The organism is Photobacterium kishitanii, assembly GCF_000613045.3.
GTDB lineage: Bacteria > Pseudomonadota > Gammaproteobacteria > Enterobacterales > Vibrionaceae > Photobacterium > Photobacterium kishitanii.
Genome location: NZ_LN794353.1, coordinates 326,151 through 350,278, shown reverse-complemented (window position 1 = coordinate 350,278; position 24,128 = coordinate 326,151). Strand labels below are relative to the sequence as shown.

General features: G+C 34.3%; 17 protein-coding genes and 1 riboswitch. Of the genes, 13 read left to right on the top strand and 4 right to left on the bottom strand.

Annotated elements, in window-relative coordinates; translation table 11 throughout:
• Positions 1-77 precede the first annotated feature (77 nt).
• The 7 genes from PPBDW_RS16870 to PPBDW_RS16840 all read left to right on the top strand — a co-directional run bounded on the left by PPBDW_RS16870 (position 78) and on the right by PPBDW_RS16840 (position 6,855).
• Positions 78-590 carry a hypothetical protein gene (locus tag PPBDW_RS16870; protein ID WP_036790617.1) on the top strand — a complete coding sequence of 171 codons (513 nt, stop codon included), beginning with the start codon at positions 78-80 and terminating at the stop codon, positions 588-590.
• Positions 587-907, top strand: coding sequence for a hypothetical protein (locus PPBDW_RS16865; protein ID WP_036790614.1), 321 nt, complete (start codon positions 587-589; stop codon positions 905-907). The genes PPBDW_RS16870 and PPBDW_RS16865 overlap by 4 nt, the downstream gene beginning before the upstream one ends.
• 627 nt (positions 908-1,534) lie before the next feature.
• A complete protein-coding gene (locus PPBDW_RS16860; protein WP_146146267.1) occupies positions 1,535-1,921 on the top strand; it encodes a hypothetical protein in 387 nt (128 codons plus the stop codon).
• Between the two features lie 236 nt (positions 1,922-2,157).
• A complete protein-coding gene (locus PPBDW_RS16855) occupies positions 2,158-3,369 on the top strand; it encodes a DUF3440 domain-containing protein (protein ID WP_036790609.1) in 1,212 nt (403 codons plus the stop codon).
• Positions 3,369-4,010: a ParB N-terminal domain-containing protein gene (locus tag PPBDW_RS16850; RefSeq protein ID WP_054262146.1), complete on the top strand. Its 642-nt coding sequence runs from the start codon at positions 3,369-3,371 to the stop codon at positions 4,008-4,010. Before PPBDW_RS16855 ends, PPBDW_RS16850 begins: the two co-directional genes overlap by 1 nt.
• Positions 4,011-4,653: 643 nt before the next feature.
• A complete protein-coding gene (locus PPBDW_RS16845) occupies positions 4,654-6,294 on the top strand; it encodes a HAMP domain-containing methyl-accepting chemotaxis protein (protein WP_036790606.1) in 1,641 nt (546 codons plus the stop codon).
• A gap of 168 nt (positions 6,295-6,462) precedes the next feature.
• Positions 6,463-6,855, top strand: a complete 393-nt coding sequence (locus PPBDW_RS16840; protein ID WP_036790604.1) for an H-NS family histone-like protein — start codon at positions 6,463-6,465, stop codon at positions 6,853-6,855.
• 295 nt (positions 6,856-7,150) lie between these two features.
• On the opposite strand, the gene PPBDW_RS16835 is transcribed toward PPBDW_RS16840, so the two are convergent.
• Positions 7,151-8,218 carry an alpha/beta hydrolase gene (locus PPBDW_RS16835; protein WP_054262144.1) on the bottom strand — a complete coding sequence of 356 codons (1,068 nt, stop codon included), beginning with the start codon at positions 8,216-8,218 and terminating at the stop codon, positions 7,151-7,153.
• A gap of 400 nt (positions 8,219-8,618) precedes the next feature.
• Between PPBDW_RS16835 and PPBDW_RS16830 the strand changes: the two genes are divergently transcribed.
• The 3 genes from PPBDW_RS16830 to PPBDW_RS16820 all read left to right on the top strand — a co-directional run bounded on the left by PPBDW_RS16830 (position 8,619) and on the right by PPBDW_RS16820 (position 12,577).
• Positions 8,619-8,963, top strand: coding sequence for a hypothetical protein (locus PPBDW_RS16830; protein ID WP_036790601.1), 345 nt, complete (start codon positions 8,619-8,621; stop codon positions 8,961-8,963).
• Between the two features lie 291 nt (positions 8,964-9,254).
• Positions 9,255-10,418: an alpha-hydroxy acid oxidase gene (locus PPBDW_RS16825; RefSeq protein WP_036790599.1), complete on the top strand. Its 1,164-nt coding sequence runs from the start codon at positions 9,255-9,257 to the stop codon at positions 10,416-10,418.
• Between the two features lie 761 nt (positions 10,419-11,179).
• Complete coding sequence (locus PPBDW_RS16820; RefSeq protein WP_036790596.1) at positions 11,180-12,577, top strand: YadA-like family protein; 1,398 nt, start codon at positions 11,180-11,182, stop codon at positions 12,575-12,577.
• Between the two features lie 81 nt (positions 12,578-12,658).
• Here the strand turns inward: PPBDW_RS16820 and PPBDW_RS16815 are convergent, their stop codons facing one another.
• A complete protein-coding gene (locus PPBDW_RS16815; RefSeq protein ID WP_036790593.1) occupies positions 12,659-13,510 on the bottom strand; it encodes a cysteine hydrolase family protein in 852 nt (283 codons plus the stop codon).
• 728 nt (positions 13,511-14,238) lie between these two features.
• On the opposite strand from PPBDW_RS16815, the gene PPBDW_RS16810 reads away from it, so the two are divergent.
• Positions 14,239-17,493 (top strand): M66 family metalloprotease, encoded by a 3,255-nt coding sequence (locus PPBDW_RS16810; protein ID WP_036790591.1) that lies wholly within the window; start codon positions 14,239-14,241, stop codon positions 17,491-17,493.
• A gap of 703 nt (positions 17,494-18,196) precedes the next feature.
• Here PPBDW_RS16810 and PPBDW_RS16805 read toward each other — a convergent pair.
• The gene (locus PPBDW_RS16805) at positions 18,197-18,832 is read right to left on the bottom strand and encodes an SDR family oxidoreductase (RefSeq protein ID WP_181316454.1); all 636 of its coding nucleotides are present in this window, start codon (positions 18,830-18,832) and stop codon (positions 18,197-18,199) included.
• Positions 18,833-19,224: 392 nt separating this feature from the next.
• Here PPBDW_RS16805 and PPBDW_RS16800 point away from each other — a divergent pair, with 392 nt between their 5' ends.
• Entirely contained in the window at positions 19,225-20,592 is a 1,368-nt protein-coding gene (locus tag PPBDW_RS16800; RefSeq protein ID WP_036790588.1) for an MATE family efflux transporter, read from the top strand.
• 507 nt (positions 20,593-21,099) lie between these two features.
• Positions 21,100-22,629 carry an EAL domain-containing protein gene (locus tag PPBDW_RS16795; RefSeq protein ID WP_036790585.1) on the top strand — a complete coding sequence of 510 codons (1,530 nt, stop codon included), beginning with the start codon at positions 21,100-21,102 and terminating at the stop codon, positions 22,627-22,629.
• Positions 22,630-22,754: 125 nt separating this feature from the next.
• On the opposite strand, the gene PPBDW_RS16790 is transcribed toward PPBDW_RS16795, so the two are convergent.
• Positions 22,755-23,759: an adenosine deaminase gene (locus PPBDW_RS16790; protein ID WP_036790583.1), complete on the bottom strand. Its 1,005-nt coding sequence runs from the start codon at positions 23,757-23,759 to the stop codon at positions 22,755-22,757.
• Between the two features lie 84 nt (positions 23,760-23,843).
• Positions 23,844-23,943: riboswitch (purine riboswitch) on the bottom strand.
• Positions 23,944-24,128: the final 185 nt, after the last annotated feature.

Here is a 24,128-nt window from a genome sequence, read left to right as displayed (position 1 = left end):
TAACTATTCTAAAGAAAATTTACTTAGAGGTAATGGTCTTAATAATTAAAGTTAATATATCAACGTTAGGATTTTAAATGATGAGAATTATATCGATAGTTGCTCTTGTACTTTTATTTTCAGGATGCGCAAAATATAATAAAATGACAGAAAGTGAGGTTATATCAGAACTAAATATCTCTACTAAGTCTATAGATCGATGGGTAAGTACTGAGCCAGGGATATTAATAAGTCCTATTGTTGATAGTGCTGCTGGTACAGGGAAAGGTCAGTTTTCATATGCTATTAGCGACCATATTATTGAGACTAAATTTATTATATTTAACGGTAAGGTTTGCAATACAGGTGAAACCGATATTATTAATACTGATTTTGAAATGGGCGAGAAAAGTATAAATATAGCTATGAAGTGCGAGCAACCTAATACGTTAGCTATCATGCCTGATAGTGAGGCAAATAAAGACATAACAAACGAATTAATTCAGAACCACTCAGTTAATTTAGGTGGTTACATTATCCCAGCTGAAGGGTTTATCGATGGTTTTTCAGAAGTGATAGGTATTCAGTACGGGGGAATACCAGTAGTATGATTAGTAGAAATACGGTAATTAAAATTATTCTTGGGCTGTTATTTGTTGTGTTATTCACGATAGTTGCGAAAGAGAGTCAAGAATTAGTATTAAAGTCATACTCAAATGCTCCGCTCGCATCAGGCTATACGTACGTAGATACTGATTTAGATAGTAAAGAGATCGTAATTAAGACTATATATAAGAAACGTTATAGTGATTTAAGAGGGACTGTTGTCGATATTGCGATCCCTTCTACTCGACCAACATATCATTTAGATAATCTTAGCGAATATCCTTGGGGGGATGAGTCAAAAGGTGAAATTACCTTATTTTAACGGCTAAGTGCCTGTTAATTGTGGAACTGCTATAAATTATTGTCTTTATTCTCTTGAATTCTTTCAGTTTCCAGCCATTAATCCATTTTGTAGCTGTTGGTGACGTCATTATGATCTTTGCCATAAAATTCATTCCAGATATATAATCCTGTAAATCAACCGTTGTGGTTGTCTATAGAAGCAGAGCAGTGTGAGTTTGCGATAATAGGGTTAGTGTTGTATCAACATCAGATGAGAGTAAATGTACTTTGCTTACTAACTTTGAGAAAGATGACAAATTAATTCTTGAATAGGCCCTATATGGGCCTTTTTTATGGGTTGTAGATAATTCTTAATTTGATGATGGATGATAAGTGGAGTGAGTTATTAGGTGTTTTTGTTACTGTATTTTTATCTTATCAATGGCAAGGCATTTAGTGCGACATGTGGCACATTTTTTATGTAATAGAACTTTAATTACGGTTAAAAATAGAACGAATGCCAAATAGGTATGATTTTGATGTTACATATTTCATATATGAATGGCTCAATAGCTTAGAATACTTTACTCTCCACAGATTATAGACATACTACTTAATATTTCTATTATTGAGTGGTATTTTAATTTGCTTATAGTCAGGAGGTTCTTTGTTATTTTTGATGTCTTTGTTTTTTATTGCGGTACTGAGTATCGCTTTAATAAAAACACTTTATGTTGTAAGTATTGAAGGTTTCTTTTGGGGGAATATATGGGTGCTTATTTTATATGGTTTTTTTTGGGCTTGGATTAGTAATGAACTTAATATGGGAGAAGTCACTTTTTTGATCACATTTTTATCTTCTTTCATCGTTTTGTATTCTTGGGCAAAGCAATCTAAAACGACAGAATCTATGCTGTTAATGGCTGGATATGATGCAGATAGAGTTCGATATATAGCGATGTTTAATTTTAGAGCTATTCGTATTTATATCTGTGGACTGTTTTTATATATATGCTCATTTGTGAGTGGTTTCTTACTTATAAATATTATCTAAAGATTATATATCACTATTTTACCTGGAAAATTTCCAATATCAAAGTATCAAAGTATCAAAGTATTAGATGTAGTTAACTTAAGCATTTAAATTGGAGGTTATAGAGCTCTTATATTGCAGTAATAATAACGGTTCGGGGGTTTTATGTAGTATCTATATATAAAGTAAAATAATAGGCGTTACTTTTTTAAAGTGATTAATGCGTATACCACTAGTTTTTTTGGGTTTATTTCGTTATGAAAAGAGCATTAAATGTTAATGTTAATTTGGCTGCTAGAGAACGAATGCGATTAATTTTATGTAATTTCTCTCATTTTTATATTTCTTTTTCTGGTGGTAAAGATTCTGGTGTCTTATTAAATCTCGCAATAGAAGAAGCTCGACGATTGGGTCGATTACCTATTGATGTTCTTATCGTTGATTTAGAAGCGCAGTATCATCATACAATTGACTATATTTATCGTATGGTAGAACGTAATGAAATTAATCCTTATTGGATCTGTCTTCCTTTAAGTTTGCGTAATGTTGCATCTCAATTTCAGCCCAAATGGATTTGTTGGAATCCCGATGATGAAAATCGTTGGCTACGTCCATTACCTACACATTATTCAGTTATTAGTGATCTCAATTTTTTTCCTTTTTTTAAGATTGGGATGGAGTTTGAAGAATTTATTACTGAGTTTAGCCTTTGGTATCAAAATCTTAAAAAAGCACGATGCGCGTGCTTAGTAGCAATACGTGCAGACGAATCTCTTAATCGATATCGTACAATTAAGAATGAAAAAAAAAGCACATTTTACGGAATTAAGTGGACCACACGCCTTAGTGAAAACGTATACAATGCTTATCCTATTTATGATTGGCATGTTAATGATATTTGGGCTGCTAATGGTAAATTTGGTTGGGATTATAATTTAATTTATGACTTGATGAATCTAGCGGGTGTCAATTTATCTCAACAACGTTTGTGTCAGCCATTTGGTGACAGTCAACGTAAAGGTTTGTGGTTATATCAAATACTGGAACCACAGACTTGGCAAAAACTTGTTGAACGTGTTGAAGGCGTTAATTTTGGTGCTAGGTATAGTAAAAAACAAGGACATATTGTTGGATATTATAGATTTAACCTTCCAGAAGGTTATACATATAAAAAATATAGTAAATACTTACTCAATAGTATGCCTCCGCATTTATCTGAACATTATCGTTCTCGTATTTTTAAGTTTCTACTTTGGTGGAGGAAAAATGGTAAGAAAATTGGAGTCTTGAGTATTCCTGATTCTGCGGATAAAAAATTAGAAGCACAAAAAACAATTCCTAGTTGGAGACGTATTTGTAAAGTATTAATTAAAAATGATTATTGGTGTACGGGATTATCTTTTAGCCAAAATAAAAAAATCACCAATCACTATATTCAATTATATAACGATTACATTTTGGCGAGGTAATGATGGATATTACAAATAACTTTATTCGGTTATTAAAGATATTAAATGAACTAGACGTATCTGATTTATTGGATTTATCGATTGAAGAACGAGTCGAGATATTTAATCAACTTTCCGATATATCGGCGAAAATAGTTGAATTTAAACATCCAACACTCAATGTGAAATTAGTGGATAGCGCCTTAGTTAAGGATAATGATTATAATCCAAATAAAGTAGGGCCCGTTGAATTTAAGCTTCTTAAACACTCAATAAAAAAAGATGGTATAACAATCCCTGTAGTCGTAGGGAAGCAAACAGGATCTAATAGTTATGTTATTATTGATGGTTATCACCGAAGCCAAATTATTAAAAAAGATAAACAGATAAATCAATCGATTAGTGATTATATTCCTATTGTTATTTTAAATAAAACTATAGATAATCGAATTTCGTCATCTATTCGACATAATATTGCGCGAGGTGTACATCAGGTTGAACTTACCTCGCAACTTGTTATCAAATTGCGTGATATGAAGTGGACAAATGATGATATAAGTCAGGAATTAGGTATGGATAATGATGAAATCTTACGTATGCAGCAAATTACAGGATTAGCTGAAGCTTTTCGCCATCATTCATTTTCTAAAGCATGGAAGTAGAAGTCTTAAATAGTCGTCTTTCGTTGGCAAGCAAAACTAATGTTATAATGGAAACTATACTAAACCACAGCGCTAAAGGTGCGGTGGTTTTTTATATTATTTTAAGTATCTATCTATAGATAAATACTTAAAATAATTATTTATTGCGGTGTATTATATAAATTATGATGGTTTGATGTTATACAAAGCTTCGAAATCAACAGGGAGAAGCTAATTTTCTCGAGATAGTCAAAATAGAATTAGCTACTAAGTCCTTTCATTGTAATCATATCACAACAGTTTTTGAGAATTCTATTCGGATCAAGATACTTTTGATATCACGTCTAGACAAGTGTAGTAGCTTAATGATAATAACCGTGTTAATTATGTGGATATAATGGGGGGCTTACCACAGCGTAGAAAGGCCTTAGAAGGTAAAGATAAATCCCTATTGGAATGCTCGATCTTACTCTATGTGTAGTTGATTTTGGGTAGGAGCTATATCGATGAAAAGTTATTTATCCCTTGTCTATACTAGGTTTACAGGCATTACATATTCAATGAGCGATAACATTTTAAATAAGATATAGATTATTATATTTAAATTTCATCGATTTTTGTCGATATACTTAATATTAAAAACCTTATAAGCAATGAGTATAGTTTGAATTTTTTAAAAAACACATCGATTGTAAGAAAAATAACAATATCTTTTATAGTTATGTTTGTGTTTGTTTTGTGTCTGTTTTTCACAATAAATAAACAATTAAAAAGTATAGGTCAGGAAATAATAAGAATATCGGACATATCGATACCTGGATTAATGATCGTTAGTGATATTAATCAAAATGTATCTAACTTAAGAAGAGAACAGTTTGCTGTAATCCTATATAATAATTCTGGTATAGAGAAAAAAAACACCTCTTTATCTAAAATAGATGGATATTATAGTAATATTGATAGTCTGATCTTAAAGTATAGTAAAATTGTGGATGGAAACGATGATAAATATGCTTATAATGAATTAAAGAAATCATGGTTGACGTATAAAAATAAATGTGATGATTTTGATAATTACATTAACAGTAATAATATTAAATTAGCCGGTGATATATTAGAACATTCCTATAATAATTTTATAGATATGGATGCTAAGGTTAATAATTTATATAAGGTAAATGTTGGATACACGCAAAAAAACAACAAAAAAGTATCATCTGAAATATCGAGCGCATTTTATGTTTCGATAATAAGCTTTTCTATATTGGCTATTTTATTTATAATCATTAATATTATACTTAATCGCCAAATTATTAATCCTTTAACTTTAATCAATAATTTATTAGAAGAAATCTCTAAGGGTAACCTTACCTATAAGTTTGATCGCACTGATATTGCAAATGATGAATTTGGTAAATTAGCTGATATTAGCCTACTTATGAAAGACAATCTTCTAAATCTTATTGAAGAAATAAGAGTGTTAGTTCTTCAACTTAACTCATCCGTTGATGATGTAAGCTCTGTTGCGCAGCAGTCGTCGACAGGTATGCAGGAACAACAAAATCAAGTTATATTGATTGCAACTGCAATGGAGCAGATGCGGGTAACCGTCGCTGAGGTAGCTCATAATACCGAAAAATCATCATCGTCAGCCAGTGATATTAATAATAATGTAAAACAAGGTATTAGTGATCTTTCATTGACAATCTCAGAAATTGAAAAGGCGTCAATTGAAATAAATAGAGCTGAAGGAATAGTTAGTCTGTTAGAAAAGGAATCAATAAATATTAATGTTGTTGTTGATGTTATTCGCAGTATAGCTGATCAAACAAACCTTCTCGCTTTAAACGCTGCTATTGAAGCCGCTAGAGCAGGAGAACAAGGCCGTGGCTTTGCTGTTGTTGCCGATGAAGTGCGTACTCTGGCTGGTAGAACTCAGGATTCAACAGGCGAAATTATTTCTATTATTGAAAAATTACAATTGAGCGTAAATGCTGCTAAAGCAGTCACGCATAAAAGTGAAGAGTTAATAAATAGATGCGTCGAAAATAGTCATCAAACAGGTGAAGATATTAAAGCGATTGGATTACAAGTTAACGGAATGTCTGAACTTAGTTTTCAAATAGCAACTGCTTGCAGTGAACAAGATTCTGTAACTGAAGCATTAGGGGAAAATATTGAAAATATCAGTAATTCCGCGATAGAGGTGGCTAGAGGAGCTGACTATACGGCTAAGTCTTGTGCTGAAATTAGTCAATTATCTTTATCATTACAAAATACAATAAATCGTTTTAAGTTAAGTTAATAAAATTATTTCATATCCAATGAGATTGATTGCTATCAGTAAATAGGATATTTGAATACGAATATTCCTAAGAGGTCGCTGTGGCTGCCTTTATCGTACCGAACGGTACTATAAAATATAGAAAACATCTGTTTAGATTGTTTATAAACCTATTTAGAGAAGAATAATATGAATGACACAATGAAGATTTTACTTAATTTACGTAGCTTACGTGTAGTATGTCGTGACATTGAGTTATCTGACCTTAAAGATGCGCTAGATAAATTAACATTAGTTGTAAATGAGATTTTTGAAGAATCAGAAAGAAAAGAAAAAGAAGATGCTGAACGTTTAGAAAAATTAGAACAGTACCGTTTAATGCTAGCTGAGGACGGTATTGAGCTGCATGAGCTGAGTAGTATTATTACAGAAAAGAAAGCAAAACGAACTCCTCGCCCTGCAAGGTACAAATTCAGTGATGAAAATGGAAATGAAAGAACATGGACAGGTCAAGGGCGTATGCCAAAAGTAATAAAGGAATTGATCGAGCAAGGCTGTTCATTAGAAGAGTTCGCAATTTAAGTATGTTAAATAAGGGAATAGATAAACTCTAATTAAAGTAGTTTATTTATTGTATTTAATCGCCCTAAGTTTATTTATTTTCTTAGGGCATTTTTATACTTAATATTTATGATGATTTAATTCACTTTGATTTGTCTCTTAATGTCTGAGATGCAATAGTTGGTCGATACTTGTTTATTAACGGCATTCTATTGTTTCAGTAAAACATAACAGACTTCTTTAATTGTTATTTTGCTTTGATATAGAACTTTAAATAAAAGTGGGAAATATTTTTTAATATCTCCCACGTTATCTATTAGTCGTTAATGATTTTAATTAGATAATTAGGGTAGGCTTGTTCCCAACTATTATCAAAGAAATGTGCGCCATTATGAGTATGAACCTCAACATTATTATGTAGTGAAAAATAATGAATTAGATTCTGATCTAATGAACGATTGCTTTCAGCTTCTTGTTTGCCATAGCTAATAATAATATTTTTTTTATTTACTGTCGATTTTGGCATATTTTTTTGCCAGCCACCTGCTGAAATAATGAGTGCTCCTGAATATAGATTAGGGTGATCCGCTAATAAATGTGCAGTATGTAAAGCGCCTTGAGAAAATCCCATTAAAACGACTTTGTTTTTATTTACAGGATATTGAGTTTCTGCTTGTTTAAGTGCAGCTATAACAGCATCATTGGTGCTTGTTGTGTCATTATTTGACCAGCGGAATGAATGGTCATTGAGTTTTTCTGTACCATTTATACCAATAAAAATAGCATGAACTTCAGTAAAAGCATCGGCTAAACTTTGGCTGTCAGTTCCTTCCGTTCCATAACCTGATAACCAAACAACAACGGGCCATCCAGCTTTTGGTGGATGATCACTTGGAGCGAAAATTTTGGCTTTTCCCGCATCTGTTACGTGAGATTGGTAGCGAACTTTTACTTTTTCTAAAAGGGTTTGATAAGCATTTGTCTTTCTAATAAGTGACAGTTCATCGTCCTCTTTCATTAAATAATATTGCCAAAGTCCATTTTGGTAAGCGATGTTTAAGTATTTTATCGCCTCATCATTTATTTCTAAATAAGCCAATGCTGCTCCAACTTGATAAGCAGCCATAATGCTCTTTTTATTTTTGTTTAACGCCATGAAATAATAAGATAAGGCACCAGGATAATTTCCCCATTTATCTTTCTCATGGTCACCCATACTAATAAAGTCATTAGCATTTGCGTTTTTTAAATACAGTTCTGCAACATCTGAAAATGCTGACCAGCGTTGGTCACTAATTTGGTCATGCGTTAATTTATCTGTATTCGCATAGACAAAAAAAGAAGTAAAGCATAATAATAACAACGAAAAATATTTTTTTAACACGAAGTATCACCTGATTATAACAATATTAATTATATTTCACAATTGAATGTGACTTTATTTGATAAACATGAAATAAGTTTATTATTTAATATTACCTATATAAATTTGTTATTTACAGTCTTATTATCTGCATAGGTATTTTTATATTTAATCTGCATGTTAAACTTTATTTAAATTGTATAATGGCGGCTTATTTATAAAATTCCTTATTTCATTTTTGTCCATAGTGGCAACGTTACTTACAAACTGGGGTATTGTGAAATCTCGTATATCCTAATTTAACGAATGAAAATATATTATATTTACTCTCTGAAAAATAAATATGTAAATAGATCTTTTTATTTATCCATTTTAGGTATAAACCATAGGTACTGAATTCATTCTTGAGATGGAATTTGATATGAAAAAGATGATCGTTGCCGTATTACTTGGTTTAGCTGTTATTGCCTCTACTTCTGTTCAAGCTAATGATTGGGGGAATTGGGGAGGAATTCAAAAAGGACGCGTTGAAAGTGCCAGAATTTGTGGGAAAAATGGTTATATATTTAGGGTTCGAGATTCGTTCTATGTAGCTAAGTATGTGTCAGGTAAGCGATTTGCAGTTGGTGTACCTGTTAAAGCTCGATTTGGTAAAAATAAATGGTTGAGATTAGAAGGTATGAGTAATGATGGTACTTATTTAATTAAACGAAAATATTACAGTTTATCTAATGCTAAGCTTAATGCCTGTAATTTAGGTTGGTAACGCTGTATTTTATAATTAGATTTATAATTTATAACTGTTTGTAAATCTAATGATTGAAAAGTTTCATAATGTAAAGCTGTATTCTCTTGGGATACAGCTTTTCTTATTCCTCTTTTTTATTATTTAGTTACGATCGAGATATTAGCATAATTGTGATCTATGTTTTTTATATTACAGATGTATTAATGGTGAGTTAGTGAGTGATAAGTGGTAGTGTTTATTGGATAAATAGGCCTTAGTTATGAATACAAAAATAGATAATCAAAATAAAAATATAATAAAGGAAGTATCATGAACGACTATTTTAATACTAGATATCCATCTGTTGATTTACTCAGGAAAAAAGCAAAATCGCGTTTGCCAAAGTTTGCTTTTGAATATGTTGATGGTGGCTGTAACAACGAGATTGGCTTAAGACGTAATACGGATGATATTCGAGAACTTGAACTTATTCCTTATTATTTAAGGGACTATAAGGATGTTTCATTAAAAACGACATTGTTCGGTGAAACTTATGATGCTCCATTTGGTGTAAGTCCAGTAGGACTACAAGGACTAATTTGGCCGAAAGCTCCTGAGATTTTAGCAAAAGCAGCTTTTGAGCATAACGTCCCATTTATATTGAGTACAGTGTCAACAGCATCAATTGAAACGATTGCCGAAATTACAGAGGGTAAAATGTGGTTTCAGTTATATCACCCAGTTGATGATGCTATCACTGATGATTTACTTGCTCGTTGTAAAGCTGCAGGGGTTAAAACGTTAGTATTATTATCAGACGTTCCTACATTTGCTTATCGTCCAAAAGAAATAAAAAATGGTTTGGCAATGCCTCCAAAAATGACAGCAGAAAATATGCTGCAGATAATGCTTTCTCCTGAATGGGCGCTTGAGACCTTAATTAAAGGAAAACCTGAGTTTAAAACGTTAACCAAATATATGTCGGGCTCAATGGATATGCATCATTTAGCCCTATTTATGGATAAAACCTTTAATGGTCGCTTGAGCGAGGAAAAAGTACGAAAGTTACGTGATAAATGGGATGGGAACTTAGTACTAAAAGGCTTATCGACTGTTGAAGATGCAAAAAAATCTATTGAAATAGGGTTGGATGGGATCATTGTCTCTAATCATGGTGGACGACAGCTGGATGCTGGCCCATCAACCATAAGTAAAGGGGTTGAAATCCTTAATGCGTGTAAAGGCCAAACAGCTATTATGATGGATAGTGGTATAAGAGAAGGTTCTGACATTGCTTGTACTCTAGCTGCTGGGATGGATTTTACATTTATGGGGCGGAGTTTTATGTATAGTGTCGGCGCACTAGGTCAAAATGGTGGTCATCATGCGATGAATATGATTAAGAAACAGCTCCAGCAAGTGATGGAACAAGTATGTTGTGAAAAACCACAAGATTTGCCTAATCATTTAGCAAAAATCAAGAATATTTGGTGATCAATCGTACGTTGTTATCTGAACTATTTGAAACGATGTAGATGTTACTTTTTATTTATATCGTAAAATCGGAATCGTAGAGATTCTGAGAAAATATTAAAATTAGAAGCTCACTAAAGGCTGCCAGTAGGCGGCCTTTTTATACAAAATAATATAGAGTTAGTCGTCGTTATAACTCTAAGTTTAAATCTTACTTGAGTTATATCCGTTGACTATTTTTCAATGTAAATTAATCCCTTCGAGATCTGTAAGCTTGTTTTTTAATATACTGAATTGATTGTCTATGAATGTCGTAGTAGATAATTAAATATTATGTTATGGGTTTGATAAGAATTGAAATTCGCCAAGTCATTATTACGTATTGAAAGGTAGAAAAAAGGATTGTATTTAATGAGTTTTAACTAGAGATATGTTTTATCTTAGCTTTTATCTATTCTTTTTATTAGTACTGCGAATGCGTACAAGTGAAATCATATATTTCATTTATTGATATCATTCGTCGTATATGTAAAATAAACACCATGGTTGTTTATCTTATGTTTCTTTTGTTAGCTTATAATTGTTAATAAAAACAATAATTAATATGACTTTGTTACTCTTGTAAAATAAATCCCGAAGGTTATTTTTTTATGATTATTATGTAAATCGTTTTTATGAATTACGTTAATCGTTTTATTCGAATAGCAAATGTAATATTTTAGGTTAATGTTTTTATCTCATTAATCATAGTTATATAATTACTATAAATTGGAATGTTAACAATGAAGCTACAATGTCTTCTATTATGCTCAACTGTAATAACAACATCGGCATTCGCCACACAGACAAATATAATTTTTGGTCAGCCAAATACAGGGGAAGATGATCCATACGTTAATGGACAGTTGGAAAATTATAATATTGCTATTGGTTTAAATACAACATTTGTAGGTAGCGGCAATTTAAATTTTGGTATTGAAAGCAAGAGTAAGGATGAATCTATTTCTATCGGTAATCATGCTACCTCTGATTATGAGTCTATTGCATTAGGATCCGGTGCTGTTGCCAGTAACAAAAGTATTGCGATTGGTTTTCACTCTTATTCTGAGGATGGTCAGGTTTCTATTGGTAATATATATGAACAGCGTCGTATTGAAAATATGGCAGCAGGTCAAAAAGCTACAGATGGTGTTAATGTTAGCCAGTTGATGCCATTAAAGAATAACATTACGGTTAATAAGAATAAAATTAAAACAGTTGAAATGATTGTTGTAGAAAACAGCTCAAGTATTTCAAACAACGAAGGTCAAATCGAAACGAGTAAAAATGCTATAACAAACAACAGTTCAGGTATTTCCATTAATAAAAGTACTATTGCGGCTAACAGTACAAGTATTTCAAATAATAAAGGTCAAATTGGAACGAATAAAAGTGTTATTTCGAACAACAGTTCAGGTATTTCTATTAATAAAGGTGCTATCGCGGCTAACAGTACAAGTATTTTAAACAACAAAGGTCAAATCGAAAAAAATAAAAGTGTTATCACGAACAACAGTTCAGGCGTTTCTATTAATAAAGGTGCTATTGCGGCTAACAGTAAAAGTATTTCAAACAACACTGGTCAAATCGGAACGAATAAAAGTGCTGTCACGAACAACAGTTCAGGCATTTCTATTAATAAAGGTGCTATTGCGGCTAACAGTACAAATATTTTAAACAACAAAGGTCAAATAGAAACAAATAAAAATGTTATCACGAACAATAGTTCTGATATAGTTAAAACTAAACAATTAGCAGTTAATAACCAAACTCATATTAGTAAAAATAAAACGCACATAGATGCAAACCGCACTAATATTCAGCGTAATTCTGCTCGTATTGAGTACAATAGAATCGATGTTGATAATAAGTTGAATCAATTAAAAAAAGATATCTACCAAGTAAGAAAACGTGCTAATGCTGGCACTGCTTCTGCGATGGCAATGACGCAAATAGCTGCACCGTTAAATGGGTATAAATATAATATTGGTATTGGTATTGGTTCATATGGTGAGCAAGCAGCAACGGCATTGGGGGCAAAATTTAGAGTTAATCAGAATACTACTGTTGGTTTAACATCATCTTATGATTCTCAGCATAATTTTGGTACTTCTGTCGGTGCAAATTGGTCTTTTAATTAATTATCTCCTTTGAAGATACAGCATTAGTTTTATATCCATTAGCGATAAGCATTAAAGGCTGCCATTGGTAGCCTTTGTTATTTAATCCATTGTAACTTCAGCTGTTTTAGTTATGTTTACTCCCAAATTGGCCATATTTTCAGTAAATGTCTTTGCTTGTTGCTCAAAGCCTGCCACAGGACTCGTGGTATCAATAAGGATTGTTAATTTATTAATATCATCAGATGATAGCTTTTTGACTATTTGTTCAACAGTACTGGCAATACAGTGTGATAGAGCTTGGCCAGAGATAAAGACTTGATCACTACTCTTAACTAATTCGATTAATTGCGGATCAAATTGAGTTTTTATGTCATCTCGAAGCGGATATTCTGCTTCACAGCCGCCATAGTGTTCAGTATGTGGATTTTCACCTTTTGAAATAATATGATGTTGAGTTGCTTTATGCATTTCCCAAGCAGTAATAGCGGTATGAATAGGGCTCACAATGCAATGTCCTACTGAACCTATAACACAGTGAGTTGGCCAAATAATAAGGTTGTATTTACCTGATTTCTCGAGTGATTGAGTATATTTCAGTACATGGCTAAGCTGTTCTATTTTAGTTGGTTGCCATATGCCATCGATAATATCTTGATGGCTAATTAGCGTAAATGGTGTTGGGTGTTCACCTAGCTTATTTTGCCAATAAATAGAATGAGCAATGTCGTATTCATGGTGGCTATCGAGGGTAACAACAATATTGTTGATGTGGTTTTGTTGTTTATTAATAAATGCCGCAAGCATTTTTGCATCTTCCCATGAGTTAGGAACAGGAAGAGACGGTGAAATAGTATTTTGCTTTGAGTCTAAAGTCAGCTGTTCGTTGAGTGGAACATCATAAAAGTCATATTGAGGATCAATGATGAGTAGCGATGTCATTTTTTGACGCATTACATACTCCGTTATGTTTGAGGTAGTGACATGATACTAGTGAAACCATGCTATAAATTAAGCTAAATATACGTGGACGAGTGTTAATTGAAAAGAAATAAGATAATTATCTTAATCAAAATGATATCTGTATTTTCTTTAGCTGCTGATTAATATTCGACGTTTTCTTTATAGTATTTCTATTATTTTATCTATTTATGGTTCTTTTTTACTAGTGTCTAACAAGTATATGCATGTCAAGTTTGGTATGGGTACAAAATCGTATAGTGCTGTCATGTTATAGCTACGAATGTTAACAAACGACAATTCACACTTTTCCGATGCGTAAATAATCCTGTTATAAATATCCAGATGTATTTATTAATATGATTTTTATGTTGGTTAATTTTCTTCAATTTACTGAAGATTGTGTCGTTCTATGAGCACTAAAATTTTTTGTTGGAGTCCTGAATTACGGATAAATTCCATTAGCTTAAATATTCCTATTTAAGTTAAATAGACACGTCATTTATGCAATAAGTTTTATAAAGTCATGATTTGAATTGATGAAATGTGACGTTGTTCAATAGTCAGATTCTTTGTTGTTTTTATTCCTCGCCTCATATTTTTAATCTGTATATTTTATTTCAAAACAAACAATGACTTAGAACTTGTTTTGTTTGGGGTAGAAATATTGCTTATTTGGCAATATTGATGGTATGTACAGTTATATATTATAGGTAATAAAAATGATTAAAAAGGCTATTTTAGCGAGTGTAATTAGCACTCTGTTGCCAATGCAATCTGTTTTGGCAAATAATGATATGCGCCTTGTTATGATGCAAGATATGGCAACGCAAATTGAAGCACGTATTCAACAAATTAATCAATTGGCGCGAGATCCTGCAAACTGGGAGGATCGTAATGGAAGTAGTTTCTTTCGTTACGGGGAGTATCTTTACCCAATGACGCCAGAAAACAATCCTTTATTTATGCCTTTTGTTTTGGGTTCATCGTATGAAGAAAACGTTGCTTATGCAGATCGCTCAGCAGAAGCTATGTTCGAGTTTGTTAAGGCACCCTGGCGTTTAGTTAATGAGCAAGATGGTGTTTATATCTACCATGACCAATTTGGTCAGAACTACTTAGAGTGGCTGGATAAAAATAAGTTATGTAGTGTGCGTTACCTTGCTGCTCAGGAAGTAAGTGTTTCAAATCAAGATTGTCTACCATTTGATCAAAAACATACTGATGCCGTTGGCTTTATTGATGATTTAGATGTGACGAATCACCTCCAAGGTACTTTTGGTGCGCAAATTCGTTTCGTTCAGAATCAAACGTCAGAGCCATTTGGTAATGCTGAGAAATCTCAACAAAAACTGATCACTCATCGTGAAGTACTATTAGTTGTGACTCCAGAAAAAGAGGCAATAGATGAGAAATCTATTTGGCTTTACATTTACAAAGATAGTCAGTTATTAGAAAAACGTGTGTTGAGTAATCCAACTCAATTGTTAACTGCAGACCGTACTGTAGAAGATGAACGGCCAGATATTCTATTATCCAAGCGTTCGTACTCAACGATTTTGCCTTGGAATTATATCGAAAAAGGTTTGAGTTTTCGTTTTGAAACTTACGATATGCGAGAAGGTGAACTGGCTGCAGACAGCATTGAATTTGGTGCGCCTGTCCATGTAGATATGCCGATGGTTCGTATTGGCATGCTTACTGAACCGCCACCTGCAAAACAGTTGGAAACTAAGATGGCCAACTTCGGTGCTGAATTGTTTCAACGTTATCCCATGGCATCAATGACGATTAGTCCATATCTACCAGTTAAATTGGATAAGATTGTTACGGCGTATGGTGAAATTGAAGAAGAATATAGTAAGTTTGATGTACCGGATGTTTACTCAGGTGATTTGCGCGAAGATATCACAAAATCCTTAATCCAAACGGGTATCAACAATGCAAACTATGGTGTAACAAGTACAGCAGGAACACATCAATGGCAGCCTGGGTATTTTCCAAGTGTAGTTATCGGTCACTCCGTCGGTCGTTATCTTAATAAAAAAGGTCAAATAACCGATGTGACGCATGGCCTGTCGGGTGGTAACGGTATGGCGTTACTTGTAGATGCTGTTGGTAACGAGGTAACACACGAAATTGGTCATGCGTTTAGTTTATGGCATTTGCCTGGCGGTCCTGATGTGTACTATCACAGTACGACCAGTGGTTGGGGTTACGATGCATACCGTGGTCGGATGTCTGACAATATAGTGTGGTACAACCGCGGATATGACGGCCGTGATTTTAAAGGGCTAGTTGGTTATCAAAAAGATCCAATGGCAGGGGGGAATTTTGACTCAATCGCGAGCAGTTACCCGCTATTTACGGGTTATACATCTAAAGTGATGCAAGATTACTTAACTGGTTTTGAATTTCTCGATATGGAGAGCAATGCTGGTTATGCCCGTTGGGATGCTGTTACGCAAACGATGATTGATGTTGAACAAACCAGTAAACTTAAACCTCGAGCTACGGGCATTGATGTTATGACTATAGTGGGTTATTACGATCCAACTAAGCAAAACTTAAGCTACGTTTATCCACCTATGTATGGTGCAGCAGGTAAGGTCTATGATTTCCCGCAACCTGAAGTGGGTCAGTGCTGGGCTGAAGTAAACTATGCTAATGGTAATACAGAAACTATTGGTCTAGAAGGTCGTCGCTTCGATAGTAATATGAGCAATAAATTCCACATTAACTTGGATCGTGCGGCAAACCCACAAAGTATGATTATTAAGTGCCCTGAAAATTCTTTGGGTGATATGGTTAATGAAGCAATTCTAGCTGAAATAGGGCAAGAGCGTTTCTTTGATTGGGGTGAAAACAACCGTAATGGTAGCCCTGGAGACGTATTCCATTATCAGCGTGATGGTCGTATAGAGTTGTTTGAATTGCAAAGCACGCACTATTGGTATTTCCCTAGTAGCGGCCAATCGAACGGTGAATGGAAGTTTGTTGGCTACTTCGATGAAATGGTGGAAGAATATGTTGCAGCAGAGCAACCAAGTTATGGTGAACTCGGTCAAGTTGAGCTAACTTCTCGTCAATTCACTGTAAATAACAACTACCCACAACGGATGGTAACTTTTGGTAAAGACTTTGACGGCTATGCACGTGGTGTTGAAGATACATTAACCTTTGCTGAAATCGTAGAGTTGAAAAATGGCAACTTTATTAGCGTGCGCGAGTTTGAGGACAAATTATTATCACTCGGTCAATACAAGCTATTTGGTCAAAATCTCACAATTCAATCTGGCATAGCAATGGAGCAACGTTTTGTTGGTGCATTATATGCGTTGAGTAACCCAGAGACTGGTATGCGGGATTACTTTATGATGAAGAAAGTGAGTGCGGTTGATTTTCCTACTGATCAAACTTCCAATGATGATTGGAAGTTCCTAGGCAGCGCAGAAACTTATGTCAATTTTGCACTAAATCCAATGCTTTTGAGTCGTGAAGCTGGTGAGCATAGCGTACGATTAATGATGTACTATGGATCGGACAGTTTGTTAACTGTTGAGCAAGCGAGTCAAACTAATGAGCCATTTCAGGTGTTTGTCACACAGTTAGAAGATGGTCAGCAAGGCTATTTTTTACAAAAGACTGTAGGCTTAGCCAGTGCAATGCCTGCTGGTGAATACTCAGATTCTGATTGGCATTTTGTGGGTAGCGATAGAACGCTTACTGAGCAATTAAATCGCTGGCAAGATCGTAATCAATTTGAGCAAGATATGCTTGATTGGTACCGTCAAGATGCATTAGGTATCTATGGTGATAATGGTCAAATTGGCGATATTTATTCGTATGACTTCCATGATGGTAAACGTCACTATTACCAATTGAAAACGGAAAGTTACAGTTATTTCCCATGGCCAGACAAAGAAAACATTGAGGATTGGAGTAACCATCAGTGGCAATATATGGGAGCATTCTAAGCCTATAACCATCGTTGATATAAGATAAGAAAAGTATAGAGCCTAAATCATGTTTATTTATATGTGACTAGTTATATACAAAGGGCTTAGGAGAAATCATAGAAGCGCACATGCCATGTATATGGTGTGTGCGCTTCTTTATAATAATTGTTTATTTTAATGCTGTTTTTGATATCTAAAATAGTGAAAATTTTGATTTACTCGATATAACAAACAAAACTCGATCTTTTTCTTGTGAAGTGAGGTAAGTTCTTTGAGCTTTATGGTTGAGCATCTCTTAAGTGGTTTCGAATAAATTCGACGAACAATTTGGTACGTTTGGGTAAATTTTGCCTTTTCGGATAGAGAATGTATAAGGGTAATATAGGGGTTGTTTCCCAATCAGGGACTAGTTGAACCATCTCTTTTCAAGTGGCTTGCGGCAATTTAGATAGTGCAAATTCATCCAACATCGCGACACCAGACCCACTTTTCGCCTTGCTCTTTAATATAGTTTTTATGGGCAAATGGTTTGCTATGTAGTGGACAAATCGAGGAATTGGAGCGTTACTTCTTTAATAAAGTATTAGTTTAATTGGTGCTATTTTTAGCCATTAACACATTTCTTTTGAATAGACCGTTTTTGGTGAAGTGAGCATGTAGTTTAAGTTATTGTTATATGTATTAGAGAGGGGCAAAGTTTACCCCTCGCGGGTGTCGAAATTTAGTAGGGTGCTAGATTAGGGTCAACGCACTGGAATATATGACCGAAGCTATCATTCTTTAAAAGTAATTCGTAGCTCAATCGAGCAACCTCTCCACGGGTAATTGCACCGTGTACTTCAATGTCTTGTGAAATCTCACCTTGGTTAGTTGGTGCGCCATCTTTGAGTCCTCCTGGACGGAGAATCATAAAATCTAATGAACTGCTTTGAAGCCATACTTCTGCAAGTGTTTTTTCACGAATTGCATTACCAAAGACTTGTTTAGCTCGGTCTGAAAGATATTGCCACGAATTGCCACACCCTAGAGAGGTAATGAGTAATAGTCGGTTCGAAGCATTTTGTTCTAATGCATCAATCAAATAACGATGTCCAATATAGTCAACAGGGGTATCAGCATGAAAGCTACCCATCGTTGAAATATTGATAGTATTTTCAGGTAGCATAGAAACAGCACTTTCAACTTGTTTTTTATCCGTTGCATCGCAGGAAATAGCGGTAAGATTGTATTCTGCAATTTTGGGGTTTTTACTTGGGTTTCGTGCTATCGCTATAACATTAGCTCCTTGTTTATGAAAGTAGTCGATCATGGCCGATCCTAATCCGCTACCTGCACCCCATATGGCTATATTCATCATCTATATATCTCAGTTGTTGATAATGATAATAGTTTGCATGTTTAATGAGGTAATCGCCAACTATTTTTGTCCACTTAATCGGGCATTAGCACTTACGTAAGTCTGAGTTAGTTGAGCGATAGATAATAAATTAAAGCTGTTTCTTTGGGTTATGAGTTAAAAAATATTAATTTGTTAAATATTTTCATCACCCTAAGGGATAATTATTTTACAAGGCAATTAGCTTTATTGTTGCTTAGGATGTTGTGTGTGATTAGCACATAAATAAGTGGTAATTCAGGTATGCATAATGGTAATTACTGAAATAACCATCTCATATTCGGATGGTAAGTGACTTTCTACTATCCTATATCAGTAGATAATAATCGTATATTTTCTACTGGATTTTTCTTATGTACACATCATCAGAAATACAACAAAACAGCTCTATAGCACGTACTTTTTGGCGATATACTATCCCCGCAGTGGCTGCGATGGCGGTTAATGGCCTCTATCAAGTAGTAGACGGAGTGTTCGTTGGCCATTATGTTGGAGCGGAGGGACTGGCTGCAATTAATACCTCTTGGCCTGTTATTGCATTAGTTAGTGGGCTTGGTCTGCTGATTGGTATGGGGGCTGGTAGTTTAATTTCGATCTATCGTGGTGAGCAAAACACTGAGTACGCGCGTACTGCTATGGTGACTGGGTTAGGCTTAATTATTGCGTTAGGACTACTGGCTTCCCTGTACCTTATTATGTTTAGTGAGCCATTGATTGCTTTGCAAGGAGCAACAGGAAAAACATTACAATATGCTAATGATTATCTTATGGTTTTTTCGTTGTATGGCATAATTACTGTCGCTTCTGGAGCGTTACCATTTCTGATTCGAAATGATGATAGTCCTATTGTTGCTACAGCTATGATGGTCGTGGGCGCAATTACCAATGTGGTGCTGGATTATGTTTTTATTGGTGTATTAAATTGGGGATTAAAAGGTGCGGCATGGGGAACGGTGATAGCGCAAATTGTGACAGTGGTAATGGCACTCGTATACTTGATGTCGCGTTATTCTCATCTCGCTGTATTCAAACATCCATTGCAATTTAGTTTAAGTGACGCACGAAAAAGTATAGTGATGGGGGCTTCTTCCTTAGTGATGTTTCTTTACTATGCAGTGGTGGTAGCAGCACATAATCGTTTATTTGTTGAATATGGCTCACCAACAAGTATTGCTGCATTTGCGATAGTTGCTTATTTTATGACTTTATATTACCTCGTTGCAGAAGGAATAGCGGAAGGTATGCAGCCACAAGTTAGCTTCTATCATGGCGCAAAGCAATACACTAATATTGCGAAGGTCGTGAAGCTTGCGTCAATAGTGACGTTGTGTATCGGCTTACTTTGGTTAGCATTAGTAAATGCATTTCCTCATAAAATGATTGGATTGTTTACATCAGGTGATCCTCTGCTAATAGATGAAGCAACATTGGGTATTCGTCTTCATTTGGCAGCAATTTATTTAGAAGGGTTGATTATCCTTGCCTCAATGTACTTTATGTCAATAGGGAAAGGCAGCATATCGATTGGTATTTCGGTTGCAAACGTACTAATGCAGTTTCCAATTCTTTTTATATTACCGAAAAAATTTGGTCTAGAGGGGGTTTGGATGTCAATGCCAATATCAAATGCAATATTAGCCTTAATCGTATTGCCTCTCATGTGGTTTCATATTTTCCGCCAACAACGCATAGGGAATGGCCATACTGCGCCCGGATTCTAATATTTATATAAGCAATGCTAGTTAAGTCTAAGGTGGCTTACATAAACCGAATAGATTAATACTGTGTAGGTGTCTTCGTTTTAGAAAATAAAGGGTCGCATTTGAAGTGTGGCCCTTTATTTATATGTTTTATTAGATTTACGTTATTTTAGCTGTGTTTGATAAAATTTAACCTAAATACGATGCCGAGTAGGTCGCTGGTGGGCAAGTTTGTCGGTGATACACCTATTGTAAATCGTATCGTTGATGTTGTGGCTCATAAAATAGCGTCCCGCATCAATGAAGACGCACAATGGAGGTTCTAAGATAGTCATTTAAAGCGAGTAATTGTCTGCGTTGTATATAAAAATAAGTTAATTTTAGTAATGATCAATGCGTCGCTAGTATATTTTTGTTGTAATATATTTGACTGCTGGATTGTTTTGACTGGCTGAGATAGCAGTTAATATAAACGATTGCATGCTTTAATTATTAACAAATAGATTAGCAGTGGATGTAAGGGACGTTATGAAAGGAAAAATAAAAAACATATTAATCATATTTTTGACCTTTTTGCCATGCGTTGTCATTTTGGAACTGTTTCATACAGGTTTTGTTTTTTCCCTAGATCGGCAAGCAAAGCATCATGCTATTGAGGTCGTCAAAGAGATCGATTCTATTCTTGATTATGGCGAGGAATCTAATAAGCAAGCGCTAAATTTAATCTCGAATGATCATAGTTGTTCAAAGGTTTATGCTGAAATTAGAACAATTGTTGCTCGTATCCCTTACGTTCGAACCACTAATCTAGCTCACGATGATAAGGTTTATTGTACTTCTCTTTGGGGCCCAAGAGAGTTGCATTATGACTCTATGAAGTATATTTCCGGTAAATTACGCTTGATGCCGGGAAGTGAAGTTGAAGTGAAATATCCATTAATTGTTGTTCGGACTAAGATTGGAAAAAATGTAGCACTCAGTGGTATTGATGGCCGTTATATCAAGCAGTTATTTTCTAAACAAAAATCTAATCCTTTTGTTATATCGTTAGCAATTGGTGATGCATGGTTAACTGATAATAATAAGTTTACTTATAATAATCCTAACAAATCATTTTTAGCAGTTCAGCAAGCAAAATCAAAAACTTACCCTTTTACGGTTTATTCAGGCTTCAATAGCTCATCGTCTTGGTTAGCATTTTGGCAAGGAGAGCTGTTTTATATTCTAGTTATTTTATTGGCTCAAATATTGTTTTCTATTTTCTGTTGGTGGCAATTAAACCGACCTCGGCCTCTATATTTAGAATTAGAGAGAGCAATTAGAAAAAAAGAGTTCGTTCCTTATGCGCAACCGATTGTTGATGCGATAACAAAAGAAACTATTGGTATCGAAATCTTGATGAGGTGGAAGCATCCTTTTCAAGGAATTGTTCGCCCAGATCTTTTTATTCCGCAAGCAGAAGATTCGGGACTTATTATTCCTATGACTGATCTTCTTTTAAAAGAAACAGCGAAACAATTACGGGAATATAAACATGACTTACCAACTCCGTTTCATGTTGGAGTAAATATTTCGCCTCAACATTGTAAGAGTTCAATTTTGCTTGATGAATGTAAAGTCTTTATTGATGAGGTTTCAAATCACAATGTCATCTTGGTTTTGGAGTTAACTGAGCGTGGGGCTCTTGAAGTTTCTGAGTTTACTCGTGGTTTATTTTATGATTTAAAAATGCTTGGTTGTAAAATTGCGATTGATGACTTCGGAACAGGGCATTCGAGTTTAGTCAATTTACAGGAAATTAATTTAGATTATCTTAAAATAGATCGAGTCTTTGTGAAAAATATAGGCGTTGACTGTACCTCTGAGCATTTAATTGAAAGTACGGTAGAGCTTGCTAAGCGTTTGTCCCTTCGTATTATCGCTGAAGGGGTTGAAACTGAAGAGCAGGCTGAATATTTAAAGAAACAAGGTATAGAAAACTTACAAGGGTTTCTTTTTGAAAAACCAATACCATTAGAAGAGTTTCTTCAAAATATTAATGTCATTGATAGAGATTAAGCCGTTTAATACAGAGAAAACCAAGGCTATAATTACATAGCCTTGGTGATTGCTTTATTAACTTGAAATTATCATAAATTATTGAAATATTGTGTATTTTAATGAAAAATCAGTCAAATGTTCGCTCAATAATTTTCGAGATAATTTGTCACTTCCATTCTATATTTATCTTTTAGTTCTTCACTAATAAAGCTAGCTTCTATTGCGTTAATCGTTAACTGTGTTAATTCATTTTTAGTCATTTTATGTGATTTATTGACGGCCATAAAATTGTCCGTCATATATCCTCCAAAGTAGGCAGGATCATCTGAATTGATTGTTACAGTAACTCCTCTACGTAATAAATCAACAATATTATGTTGGCTCATATCGTTAAAGACACGTAGCTTAATATTTGAAAGAGGGCAAACGGTTAATGCCATTTTATTATTAATTAGTTGCTTAACTAAGTCTTCATCTTCAACACAACGCACGCCATGATCAACTCGGCTAACTTTAAGCATATCAATTGCGTCAATGATATTTTGTGCTGGCCCTTCTTCTCCGGCATGAGCCACTGTTTTTAATCCTGCTTGTTTTGCTAATTGAAAGGCATATTTGAACTTCTCTGGTGGATTACCAGCTTCTGATGAATCTAATCCAACCCCCGTTATTTTATCTTGGTGTTTTAATATGGATTCTAGTGTTTCAATAGCGCTTTCTTGGGATAAATGACGTAAGAAACATGCAATGATATTTGAAGAAATACCAAATGACTTTTCTCCATCAAGTAATGCGTTGTAAATTCCATTAATGACGGTGTCAAATGCAATGCCGCGGTTTGTATGTGTTTGAGGATCAAAAAAGATTTCTGTATGGATCACATTATCCAGTTTACAGCGCTCTAGGTATGCCCATGTTAAATCATAGAAGTCTTGTTCTGTGTGTAAAGCATGCGCACCTTGATAATAGATATCAAGAAAGGACTGTAGGTCTTCAAATTGGTAAGCTTGGCGTAATGATTCTGGCGAATCATAAGGAATATCTATTTGGTTGCGTTTTGCAATCTTAAATAATAGTTCAGGCTCTAATGAACCTTCGATGTGTAAATGCAGTTCTACTTTTGGCAACCCTAAAATAAATTCTTTCATATATGACCTGTCTAATTATGTGGATGGAGAAGATCACTCTAAGAAACGAACGAGAAGTTGTATGCGATTACTCAGAGTAAGATCAATTTAACCTTCACTCTTCATAATCAGTACTTTGCGGGGACTGGTAGAAACCCCCAAACCATATTATTGGGGTTATACGAAGAAACTATATGATTATATCAAAGTGATGTAATGCTTCAAATATAAATTGCTTTTTTAATATTAGAGCAATTTTCATAATTTATATCTGTTTATTGTACGTTTTTAATGTATTTACTTCCAAAACGAACGTAGTTTAGCTATTCCGGCGTGGGTTGAGTAAAAGTAATCTGAGAAGAAAGTAATTATCGACAAAAATGGCGAGTA

Bases quoted from the DNA above. Each gene is read 5' to 3' on its own strand.
- PPBDW_RS16810 (WP_036790591.1), top strand. From the start codon at position 14,239: ATGATTAAAAAGGCTATTTTAGCGAGTGTAATTAGCACTCTGTTGCCA.
- PPBDW_RS16850 (WP_054262146.1), top strand. From the start codon at position 3,369: ATGATGGATATTACAAATAACTTTATTCGGTTATTAAAGATATTAAAT.
- PPBDW_RS16870 (WP_036790617.1), top strand. From the start codon at position 78: ATGATGAGAATTATATCGATAGTTGCTCTTGTACTTTTATTTTCAGGA.
- PPBDW_RS16800 (WP_036790588.1), top strand. From the start codon at position 19,225: ATGTACACATCATCAGAAATACAACAAAACAGCTCTATAGCACGTACT.
- PPBDW_RS16805 (WP_181316454.1), bottom strand. From the start codon at position 18,832: ATGATGAATATAGCCATATGGGGTGCAGGTAGCGGATTAGGATCGGCC.
- PPBDW_RS16830 (WP_036790601.1), top strand. From the start codon at position 8,619: ATGAAAAAGATGATCGTTGCCGTATTACTTGGTTTAGCTGTTATTGCC.
- PPBDW_RS16865 (WP_036790614.1), top strand. From the start codon at position 587: ATGATTAGTAGAAATACGGTAATTAAAATTATTCTTGGGCTGTTATTT.
- PPBDW_RS16855 (WP_036790609.1), top strand. From the start codon at position 2,158: ATGAAAAGAGCATTAAATGTTAATGTTAATTTGGCTGCTAGAGAACGA.
- PPBDW_RS16840 (WP_036790604.1), top strand. From the start codon at position 6,463: ATGAATGACACAATGAAGATTTTACTTAATTTACGTAGCTTACGTGTA.
- PPBDW_RS16820 (WP_036790596.1), top strand. From the start codon at position 11,180: ATGAAGCTACAATGTCTTCTATTATGCTCAACTGTAATAACAACATCG.
- PPBDW_RS16815 (WP_036790593.1), bottom strand. From the start codon at position 13,510: ATGCGTCAAAAAATGACATCGCTACTCATCATTGATCCTCAATATGAC.
- PPBDW_RS16790 (WP_036790583.1), bottom strand. From the start codon at position 23,759: ATGAAAGAATTTATTTTAGGGTTGCCAAAAGTAGAACTGCATTTACAC.
- PPBDW_RS16825 (WP_036790599.1), top strand. From the start codon at position 9,255: ATGAACGACTATTTTAATACTAGATATCCATCTGTTGATTTACTCAGG.
- PPBDW_RS16795 (WP_036790585.1), top strand. From the start codon at position 21,100: ATGAAAGGAAAAATAAAAAACATATTAATCATATTTTTGACCTTTTTG.